Source organism: Inhella gelatinilytica (assembly GCF_016093295.1).
Classification (GTDB): Bacteria; Pseudomonadota; Gammaproteobacteria; order Burkholderiales; family Burkholderiaceae_C; genus Inhella; species Inhella gelatinilytica.
In genome coordinates, this window is record NZ_JAEDAL010000002.1 from 634,750 (window position 1) to 644,753 (window position 10,004).

Annotated in this window: 9 protein-coding genes and 1 pseudogene; 6 read left to right on the forward strand and 4 right to left on the reverse strand. The window is 65.4% G+C overall.

The genetic code is table 11. The features are described from left to right. Window positions 1-54 precede the first annotated feature (54 nt). Genes I7X43_RS07855 through I7X43_RS07875 form a run of 5 tightly spaced genes read left to right on the forward strand, consistent with a single transcriptional unit; the run spans window position 55 to window position 6,449 of the window. A complete protein-coding gene (locus tag I7X43_RS07855) occupies window positions 55-1,218 on the forward strand; it encodes an EscU/YscU/HrcU family type III secretion system export apparatus switch protein (RefSeq protein WP_198100346.1) in 1,164 nt (387 codons plus the stop codon). Continuing rightward, entirely contained in the window at window positions 1,215-3,302 is a 2,088-nt protein-coding gene (flhA, locus tag I7X43_RS07860; protein WP_198100347.1) for a flagellar biosynthesis protein FlhA, read from the forward strand. Before I7X43_RS07855 ends, flhA begins: the two co-directional genes overlap by 4 nt. Beyond that, complete coding sequence (gene flhF, locus I7X43_RS07865) at window positions 3,299-4,975, forward strand: flagellar biosynthesis GTPase FlhF (protein ID WP_198100348.1); 1,677 nt, start codon at window positions 3,299-3,301, stop codon at window positions 4,973-4,975. Before flhA ends, flhF begins: the two co-directional genes overlap by 4 nt. A gap of 8 nt (window positions 4,976-4,983) precedes the next feature. Then, window positions 4,984-5,736, forward strand: coding sequence for a flagellar biosynthesis protein (locus tag I7X43_RS07870; RefSeq protein ID WP_198100349.1), 753 nt, complete (start codon window positions 4,984-4,986; stop codon window positions 5,734-5,736). Continuing rightward, window positions 5,736-6,449 carry an RNA polymerase sigma factor FliA gene (locus tag I7X43_RS07875; RefSeq protein WP_198100350.1) on the forward strand — a complete coding sequence of 238 codons (714 nt, stop codon included), beginning with the start codon at window positions 5,736-5,738 and terminating at the stop codon, window positions 6,447-6,449. Before I7X43_RS07870 ends, I7X43_RS07875 begins: the two co-directional genes overlap by 1 nt. Before the next feature lie 58 nt (window positions 6,450-6,507). On the opposite strand, the gene I7X43_RS07880 is transcribed toward I7X43_RS07875, so the two are convergent. Both I7X43_RS07880 and I7X43_RS07885 read right to left on the reverse strand, forming a co-directional pair. After that, entirely contained in the window at window positions 6,508-7,032 is a 525-nt protein-coding gene (locus I7X43_RS07880) for a SixA phosphatase family protein (RefSeq protein WP_198100351.1), read from the reverse strand. 76 nt (window positions 7,033-7,108) lie between these two features. After that, a complete protein-coding gene (locus tag I7X43_RS07885) occupies window positions 7,109-7,486 on the reverse strand; it encodes a DUF5329 family protein (protein WP_198100352.1) in 378 nt (125 codons plus the stop codon). Window positions 7,487-7,618: 132 nt separating this feature from the next. Between I7X43_RS07885 and I7X43_RS07890 the strand changes: the two genes are divergently transcribed. Further along, window positions 7,619-8,593, forward strand: coding sequence for an IS110 family RNA-guided transposase (locus I7X43_RS07890; RefSeq protein ID WP_198100353.1), 975 nt, complete (start codon window positions 7,619-7,621; stop codon window positions 8,591-8,593). 20 nt (window positions 8,594-8,613) lie between these two features. Here I7X43_RS07890 and I7X43_RS07895 read toward each other — a convergent pair. Together I7X43_RS07895 and I7X43_RS07900 are read right to left on the reverse strand one after the other, a co-directional pair. After that, window positions 8,614-9,474: pseudogene (locus I7X43_RS07895) on the reverse strand (IS3 family transposase); the annotation flags it as partial. Further along, window positions 9,432-9,749 (reverse strand): DUF1153 domain-containing protein, encoded by a 318-nt coding sequence (locus I7X43_RS07900; protein WP_198100354.1) that lies wholly within the window; start codon window positions 9,747-9,749, stop codon window positions 9,432-9,434. The gene I7X43_RS07900 and the pseudogene I7X43_RS07895, both read right to left, overlap by 43 nt. Between the last annotated feature and the right edge of the window lie 255 nt (window positions 9,750-10,004).

The window sequence follows — 10,004 nt, forward strand, 5'->3', positions numbered from 1 at the left end:
GCACCTCAGAAGAATGGACGGACCCGGTTGGCATGACGCCGCCGGGCTCCTTCCATGGCTGAAAAAGACGCCCACGACCACAACTTACCGGCCTCACAGCGCAAGATCCGAAAGGCGCGTGAGGAAGGCCAACTGCCGCGCTCGCGGGACTTGGCCCATGCCATGGTGCTGGTAGCCCTGGCTGGGCTGGCTTGGGCGTGGCTGCCGGGGGCTGCGCAGCAGTGGCGTCAATGGATGGCCGAGGGCCTGCATTTCAATGCTCAGACCCTCAGCCACCCGGCGGTGATGCAGCAAACATTGGCCGAGACGGGTGTGCATTTGGCCCAGACGATCGGGTTCATCGGTACCGTGATTGGCGGTGCCGCCGTGGCGTCGCAATTGGCTTTGGGCGGCTGGAACTTCACGCTCAAAGCCCTGGGGCCGCGCTGGAACTTGCTCGACCCCATCAGCGGCATCGGGCGCTTGTTTTCCGGGCAAAACGCGGGTACGGCGCTGAAGGCGGTTCTGCTGGCGCTGCTTTTGGGGGCCGTCGCGGTGGGGGTGCTGAACCAGCGCTTGGAGCGGTACATCGAGTTGATGGCCGTACCCCTTGAACAAGCCATCGGGCAAGTCGGTCAGGTGCTGCTGGGGGGGCTGATGGCGTTGGTCGTGGCCTTGGTGGCTTACGCGGCGCTGGATGTGCCCTTGCAGCGTCAGTTGTACCTGCGCCGCCTGCGCATGAGTCGCGTCGAAGTCAAGCAGGAACACAAAGAAACCGAGGGCTCACCGGAAGTCAAACAGCGCCAGCGCGCCCGCATGCGCGAGCTCACCCGCCAACGCATGATGGCGGCCGTGCCCAAGGCCGACTTGGTCGTGATGAACCCCACCCACTACGCCGTGGCCTTGAAGTACGACGAAACGAAAGATGCCGCCCCGCGCGTGGTGGCCAAAGGGGCCGATCTGCTGGCCCTGCGCATTCGCGATGTGGCCAAGGACCACAAAGTGCCAGTGCTCCAAGCGCCAGCCCTGGCCCGTGCGTTGTTTGCCCACGCCAAGCTGGATCGCGAAGTGCCCATGAGCTTGTTCTCTGCCGTGGCCCAAGTGCTCGCCTGGCTCTACCAGGTTCGCAATGCTCAGCCGGGCCGTGAGCCGCCCGCGCCCAACCCGACCGTGCCGCAGGGCCTGGACCCGCACGAAGCGGACGCGCAACCGCATGAAGATGATGAGGCGCTGACATGATCGACTGGATGCAAAAGCTGCAGGCGTGGCTGGGCCCCCATGGTCGGGTCCTGGCCGCCCTGGGGGCGCCAATTGCCGTGCTCTTGGTGCTGACCATGATGGTCCTGCCCCTGCCACCCTTTGTGCTGGACTTGTTCTTCACCCTCAACATCGCCATGGCGTTGATGGTGATGATGGTGGCCGCGCACATGATCCGGCCGCTGGACTTCGCCGCCTTCCCGACGGTCCTGCTGCTCACCACGCTGATGCGCCTGTCGTTGAACGTGGCCTCGACCCGAGTGGTGCTGCTTGAAGGCCACACGGGCCCCGGCGCGGCGGGGCAGGTCATCGAGAGCTTTGGCCACTTCCTGATCGGCGGCAATTTCGCGGTCGGTCTGATCGTGTTTGCCATTCTGGTGGTGATCAACTTCATTGTGGTCACCAAGGGTTCTGAGCGGATCGCGGAGGTCAGCGCCCGCTTCACCCTGGACGCCTTGCCGGGCAAGCAAATGGCGGTGGATGCCGACCTCTCTGCCGGTCTGATCGATGAAAAAGAGGCCAAGCGTCGGCGGGCCGAGCTCGGGGACGAGGCGGACTTTTTTGGCTCCATGGACGGTGCCAGCAAGTTTGTGCGGGGCGATGCCGTGGCCGGCATCCTCATCCTGGTGATCAACATCGTGGGCGGTTTTGCCATCGGCATCTTTCAGCACGGCCTGTCGGTCGGCAGTGCAGCCGACAGCTACATCTTGTTGGCCGTCGGCGACGCCTTGGTGGCGCAGATTCCCGGCTTGCTGATTTCCGTGGCGGCCGCCATGGTGGTGTCGCGCGTGGGCAAGGACCGCGACATCAGCACCATGATCGGCGCGCAAATGTTTGGCAGCTGGCGCTCGCTGTTCGTCACGGCCGGGGTGGTCGGCGTCTTGGGCCTGATCCCGGGCATGCCGCACACGGTGTTCCTGATGATGGCCGCCGCCCTTGCCAGTTTGGGCTGGTGGCTGCGCGAAAAGGAGCGGCTGGCCAAGGCCGCCCCGCCGCCCCCGGAAGTCAAACCCACCTCGCCCGATGGCGAGGCCACCTGGGACGATCTCTTGCCGGTCGACACCTTGGGCTTGGAGGTGGGCTACCGCCTGATCACCCTGGTGGACAAGACCCGAGACGGCGATTTGCTCACCCGCATCAAGGGCGTGCGCAAGAAGTTCGCCCAAGAAGTCGGCTTCCTGCCCCCGGCGGTGCACATCCGCGACAACCTGGAGCTGCGGCCCAGCCAATACCGCCTCTTGCTGCGCGGCGCCGTGGTCGGGGAGGGCGAGGCCTATCCGGGGCTTTGGTTGGCCATCAACCCGGGGCACGCGACCACCCGCTTGCCGGGTACCCAGACGACGGATCCCGCCTTTGGGCTGCCGGCGGTGTGGATCGACGAAAAGCAGAGGGAATCCGCACAAATGGCGGGTTACACGGTCGTTGATTGTTCGACTGTGATTGCCACCCATCTTTCACACTTGATGCAAGTCCATGCAGCCAAGCTGCTGGGCCGGGTCGAGACGCAGGCGCTGGTGGAGCACCTGACCAAGCTCGCGCCCAAGCTGATGGAAGACGTGGTGCCCAAGATGATTGCCCTGCCGATGCTGCAACGCGTGCTGCAAGCCCTGCTGGACGAGGGTGTGCACATCCGCGACATGCGCTCCATCGTCGAAGCCTTGGCCGAACACGCGCCCACCGTGCCCGACCCGCTGGAGTTGGCCCGGCGGGTGCGGGTCCACTTGGCGCCGGCCATCGTGCAGCAAATCTATGGGCCCACCAAAGAGCTGGACGTCATTGCGCTCGACCCTGAGTTGGAACGACTCATCGTTCAGGCGCTCACCAGCCCCCACGGGCAAGCCCTGGACCCCGGTGTGGCCGATCAACTGGCCCGCCGTGCCGCTGAAACCAGCACCCAGCAAGAAGAGCGCGGCGTGCCCGCCTGTTTGCTGGTGCCCGATTTGATTCGTGCGCCCCTGGCGCGCTTGCTCCGCCGTGCGGCACCTCGCCTGAAGGTGTTGTCGCACAGCGAAGTGCCTGAAACCCACTCGATCCGTATTGGTTCCGTCATCGGAGGTGCCGCATGAACATGAAGCGCTTTACCGCCGCCACCACCCGCGAGGCCATGAACCTTGTGCGTGCGGCCTACGGGGATGACGCCATCGTGCTCGCGACCAAGCCTTGCCCCGAGGGCATTGAGGTGCTGGCGATGGAGCCCGAAGGCCTGGCCAAGATCCAAGACCGCGCTGCTCGCGAGCAAGGGCCGGGTTCCAGCGTCAAGCAAGACGTGAACACCCTCGGCATGAGCACCTTGTCCTTCCAGGACTACGTGCGCGAGCGCATGCTGCGCCGCCGCAAGGCCGAAATGCAAGGACGTCCGGACCCCGAGCCCGCGCCCAAGCTGCAGCGCGCGCCAGAAAGCGATGTGGAGCGTGCGCGCCGGGCGCAGGCGCAGATCCAGGCCATGCGTGCCCAGCGCATTGAGCCCTCCGCACTGGGCCAGGCTGCCGGCGCCGCAGAACGCTCCCCGGCTGCCGCGCCGAGTTCAGGCAGCCCCCGAACCGCCACCCAGCGCTGGGCCGCCGCCCAGTTGCGGGTCGAACCCGAGCTGGCCCCAGAACGGTCCGCCGTTCGTGCCCAAGCGGCTCAAGCTGCTCAGGCGGCTCCGACGCGTCCCCAGGCGCCCCGCCGGGCGGTGCCACCGGACGCTGCTGCCGCCATTGAGCTGACGCCCGCCTCGGCCCCGCTGCGGCGCAGCCCTCCGGTGCTAAGAGATGAGGTGGCCGCGCCCGCGCAGCCGCTGCAGGACTGGGGTGACTACGGCGCCAAGGCCTCGCGCAACGAGCGCGAGCGCGCCGACGTGATGCGCGAGCTGCAAGACATGAAGGGGCTGATCGAGCAGCGCTTCGGGGCCCTGGCCTTCATGGAGAAGCTGCAGCGTCAGCCCGTTCAAGCGCGCTTGGCCCAGCACCTGCTCCAGGCCGGATTTTCGCCCGCCTTGTCGCGCAAGCTCGTCGAAGCCTGCCCCAACTCCTTCGTGGCGGGGGCGGACGAGCGGCAGTGGGCTGCCGCCGTTCTGGCCCGCAATTTGCAGGTGGCGCCCACCGCGCTGGAAGACCGCCAAGGCGTTTTTGCCTTGATCGGCTCCACCGGCGTGGGCAAAACGACCAGCACCGCCAAGATCGCCGCGACTTTTGCCGCGCGCCATGGCGCCTCCCAGCTCGGGCTCATCACGCTGGACGCCTACCGCCTCGGCGCCCATGAGCAGTTGCGCGCCTACGGCCGCATCTTGGGCGTGCCTGTGCACACGGCGCATGATCGGGCCTCGCTGGACGATCTGCTCGACCTGTTGGCCAACAAAAAAATGGTGCTCATCGACACCGCCGGCATGGCCCAGCACGACACGCGGACCCGCGAACTGCTGGACATGCTCTCGCACCCCTCCATTCGCAAGCTGCTGGTCGTCAACGCCAGCGCACAAGGCGAAACCCTGGACGACGTGGTCGGTGCCTGGCAAGCCAAAACTTGCGAGGGCGTGGTGCTCAGCAAGGTGGATGAAGCCGTGCGCTTGGGCCCGGCGCTCGACACCCTGATTCGCCACCGCCTGGTGCTGCAAGCCGTGGCCAACGGCCAGCGTGTGCCGGAGGACTGGGTTCGCCTTTCCGCCGACGACCTGCTCCAGTTGGCCTTCAAGCCGCGCGCCGCCAGTGCCTGGAGCCAAGACACCCAAGAACTGCAACTGCTGTTCGCTGCCCACTGAGTACCACCATGGCCCAGCTCCACACCGACCAAGCCGCGGGCTTGCGGCGCCTGTTCCGGGCGGCCGAGGGCGGGCTGGTGCCGGTGGTCGCCCCCAGCACGTGGGACGGGGCCGAGACTTTGCTGGACGCCTTGGTGGGCGCCTACTTGGAACGCGGCCTGCACGTCCTGGTGGTGGACGCCAGCGCCGCCGCCAAACCCGCGTCGGAGTTGGTGCGGGTGCGCCTGGAAGCCTGCATTGAGCCCCTCTCGGCCGATGTGAACTATCTGGAAGCCCGGGGGTTGATTGGCCACTTCCTGGACGCCACCGGTGCGGCCAGCGCCTTGCTGCCCGCGTTGCGCCAAGCCTGCCCTCAGGCCGACGTCATCCTGCTGTTCGCCCCCGTTGCTGAATTGGCTCGCGTGCTCACCGGTGGGCACCCCTGCCGGCCTATCGTCATGGTCGACCTCCAGCCCGAACATCTGACGGAGGCTTACTCCGCCATGAAATGGCTGCAGCAGCGAGCCGGCTGCGGCGTGTTTGGCCTGCTGGTGGCCGGGCCCGCGCGGTTGGCGCTGGTGCGCCGCATGGTGGAGCAGCTGACCCACTGTGCGGAACGCTTCTTGGGCGCCGCGCTGCCGGCTTGGGCGGCGGTGGACCCCAAAGAGGGCGTGAAGGCCACACCGAGTGCGGAATTGCGCCGTTTGGCTCGTGACAGTCTGCAGATCGAGCCTCAGAACAGGCATCATGCACGCTTAGAACCCGTGCCCGTTTTGACCTGATGTACACCGCCAAAGGCAAACTCGATACCAACGCGCTGCTCAAGCAGTACAGCCCCCTGGTGCGCCGCTTGGCCCACCAAATGATGGCCCGGCTGCCCGCCAACGTGGAGTTGGACGATTTGATCCAGGTCGGCATGATCGGTTTGGCCGATGCCATGACCCGATTCGACATCACCCAGGGCGTCCAGTTCGAAACCTTTGCGACCCAGCGCATTCGCGGCGCCATGCTGGATGAGCTGCGGGGGGGCGATTGGCTCAGTCGCGGCACCCGGCGCCAGCAGCGCGAACTGGAAGACGCCCTGCACAAAGCCGAGCAGCGCCATGGCCGGGTGCCCACCGAAAGCGAGATTGCCGCCGTTATGGGCGTGAGCCTCGCCGAATACCAGGACATGCTGGGCCGTGCGCGCGGCACGCAACTGGTTTATTTGGAAGACATTGGCGGTGGTGAGGATGGCGACGACTACCTGGACCGTCACGTGGCCGACCCCGCCAACAACCCCGTCGCCCAACTGGCCGACCACCGCATGCGCCAGGCCCTCATCGAGGCCATCAAGGTGCTGCCCGAGCGCGAGGCCTATGTCATGAGCATGTACTACGAGCACGACATGAACCTCAAGGAAATTGCGGCCGTGCTCAAAGTGACCGAAAGCCGCGTCTGCCAGCTTCACAGCCAGGCCATTGCGCGGTTGCGCGTGCGGCTGCGCGAGCACTGAACCCGGCGGTGCGGCCCGCCCGTACCTCAGGGCCCTCAATCCGCCCCTGGGGCTCGGCTTACTGGCAGCCCGCCGCGGCAGCCGCGTCGGGTTTTCCAAACTTGAGCTGAAGCGCGGGCGCGTTCGGGCTGAGGACGAACAGGTTCGAGAAGCTGGTCTCGCAAAGCGGGCTCGGCTTGCTGCCGGACAGGGCTGCCACGATTTCGGTCACGGTATTGCTATGTCCGACGACCAGCACTGCTCCCGACGCCTGACGCACCGCTGCGGCCACCTCGGCGATGTGCGCGGGCAGCTCGCCCCGGCGAACCGGGATGATCGTTGGCGCAAGGCCCCGCTTCTTGGCCAGCGGAGCCGCCGTTTCTTGGGTGCGCCGATAGGCTGTCGTAACGATGGCCGTTACGTTGGCCGCCTGCAGCATCTCAGCCAGAAGCTCCGCCCGTGCCACGCCCTCCGGCGACAGGGGCGGGTCGTCCCTTGGCTCCGCCGCCCGCTCGGCATGGCGGACAACGATGACTTGTGTCGGCTCCGCCGCCGCGTACAGGGCCTGGAGCGTGAGCAGGAGCAGGGCGAGGGGTTTCAGCATCGGCGTCAAGTCGCTGGATGTTGCTGGCAATCAGTGGGGAAGCCCTTGTAGTTAGACGGCTGCGTGGAATAAGAACTCACGACTTGCCCTTACCGCCGGCGGCTCGAATGACACCAAGCTGCTTGGTGAGCCACATCTGGCTCGCTACGGGTGCCTCACCGCCGCATTTGACTTGATATGACTTGCCAGACGAGCTGCTCTTTGCAGCAGCAAGCTCAATGAATTGCTCGGCTGACTGGACCGTGCTCTTGCCCTCGATGTACTCCAGTTTGCGAAGCAAGTGATCTTTGGCTGCGGCTCCGCTGTACCAGGAGCCGTTGCGATTGAACTCACAACCCGAGGCCTGCAGCTTGGAGAGCAACAGATCAATCTCGGCGCGCACTGGCGCAGCGGTTGGGGTTGCCACGGCCAGACTGCAGGCGAGTGAAGCCAAGACAGAGGTGAGTAGACGCATTTCGATGAACTGTGCCGTCTAGCGAATGAAAGGGACTTCCCCGTCCCGAGCTAGCCGCGGTGAGCGGCAAACGGCAACAAGTGCCACGATGGGGTTGCGAAATCTCATCCATTCACTCTGAAGGGGAAGTCCATGGCCATTGTCTGCGTCGGCATCGATCTCGCGAAGAACGTATTTGCCCTGCATGGGGTGGATGAAGCGGGCAAGCCCGCGCTGGTGCGGCCCACGGTGCCACGCGCGAAGCTGCTGGAGGCCATCGCCGCGCTGCCGCCATGCCTCGTCGCCATGGAAGCCTGCTCGGGCGCCCACCACTGGGCGCGCGAGTTCCAAGCCTTGGGCCACACCGTCAAGCTCATCGCCCCGAAGTTTGTGATTCCGTACCGGCTCTCGGGTAAGCGTGGCAAGAACGATGCCGCAGACGCCGCAGCCATCTGCGAAGCCGCCCAACGCCCCAGCATGCGCTTCGTGCCCGCCAAGAGCCTGGAGCAGCAGGGGCAGCTGTGCTTGCACCGGGTGCGACAAGGCTTCATCGAACAGCGCACTGCATTGATCAACCGCATTCGGGGCCTGCTCAGTGAGTTCGGCATCGTCTTGCCCTTGAAGGCCGCAACCGTGCGGCGAGAAGCCCTCTTGCACCTGGAAGACCTGCCCGGATGGGCCAACCTGGCCGTGGGGGATTGCCTGAGCGAAGTTGGGCGGCTGGACGAGCGCGTCCACGAGTACGACCGTCACTTGGCGCACTTGGCCCGCGAGAACGAAGCGGCCAAGCGGTTGATGCGCCTCTCGGGTGTCGGCGAAACCACCGCCACCGCGCTCACTGCGGCCATCGGCAACGGCCACGACTTCCAGTGCGGGCGCCAGTTTGCAGCGTGGCTGGGGCTCACGCCGGGCCAATACAGCTCGGGCGGCAAGACGCGGCTGGGGCGCATCACCAAAGCAGGTGACGCCTATCTGCGCAGCCTCCTGGTGCTGGGCGCGCGGGCTGTGCTGGCGGCGGCCAAGAACAAGACCGACCCGATCAGTCGCTGGGTGCGAAACGTCGAAGAGCGGCGCGGCTATTGGAAGGCGGTGGTGGCCATGGCGGCCAAGAACGCGCGGCTGTATTGACCCAGCACTTTCTGCTCAGGTCAGGCCGCTTTGGCAAAGGCCTCGGCGGGGGTTTGCATGTATAAAGCCTGGTGGGGCCTCTCGTGGTTGTAGAAGTTGATCCAGTCGCCAATGGCGCGGCTGGCGTGCTGCAGGGTCTCGAAGCGAGTGCGGTGCACGCACTGCTCCTTGAGGGTGCGAATCACCCGCTCGACCATGCCGTTTTGCTCGGGGCTGTAGGGTGTGATGAACTCCTGCTGCAGGCCATAGCTCTTGGCCAGCCCGGTGTACTTCCGGCTCGTAAAGACCAAGCCGTTGTCGCTGCGCAGCAGGAACGGTTCCTTGACCTTGCCCAGGCAGCCAAAGCGCGCGATCAAGGCCTGCTCCAGGGCGGCCTCGGCTGTCTTGCTTTTGCCGCTTCGGCTCAGGTGCCAGCCCAGCAGTTCCCGGGTGTGACAGTCGATCACCAGGGCCAACGTGCACCAGCCATCGCGTCCGGCCCAAATCCTGCACAAGTCCGTGGACCAGCGTTCGTTGGGCGCCTTGGCCACTGAGGGCAAGGCCTGGATTCGCGGACGCTGGCCTCGTGGGCGCTTGCGAACCTGCCAGCCCTTGAGCTGGAAGATGCGCTGCACGGTGTTCTTGTTCATGCCCAGCAGGTGTGCCACGGTGCGATAGCCGAAGCTGGGGTTCGCTTCGATCATGGCTTTGACGGGCTCCACGAGCTTGTCCTGCAGCTTGGGCTCGCCCTTGGTGGGGCGGTAGTAGCAGGTTCGGCGAGGAACTCCGAACCAGTCGCACAGCTTGACCAGGCTGACCTGAACACCGTCTTGGAGTAGTCCCTTCTGGAGCGCGACGATCATTTCTCGTCCTCGTTGCCCAGCAGGGACGCCAGCTTTTTTCTGGCGCGCAGCTCCAGCATGGCTTCGCCGTAGGCCTCTTGCAGCTCGCGCAGTTGGCGCTCGTACTGCTCTTTGACTTCCAGCGGCTTGGTGCGCAGTGCGTTTTCCATGCCGCGCTTGCCCTCTTCGACCCAAGCCTCGACTTCCGAGGGCGGGAGATCAAAGGCGCGGCTGGCCTCGGCCACGGTGGTCTTGCCTTGAATGATGTCCAGCACCAGCGCCGTCTTGCGCTTGGCGGTCCACCGTTTGATTTCGTCTTCCATCAGAGTGCTCATGTCGTCTTCCTTTCGACAGTAACACCTGAGCAGGATTTCACTGGGTCAATACACGTCTTCCATCAGAGTGCTCATGTCGTCTTCCTTTCGACAGTAACACCTGAGCAGGATTTCACTGGGTCAATACACGGCTGGCCTGGGCCGCGCTGGCCAAGGGCGACGCCTTCAAGCTCGCGGTCTGAACCGCACAGAGCCACCCGATCCACCCCGGCAACCGGAGACTGCAACCCTCAAACATTCCGCCGCGTGACCGGC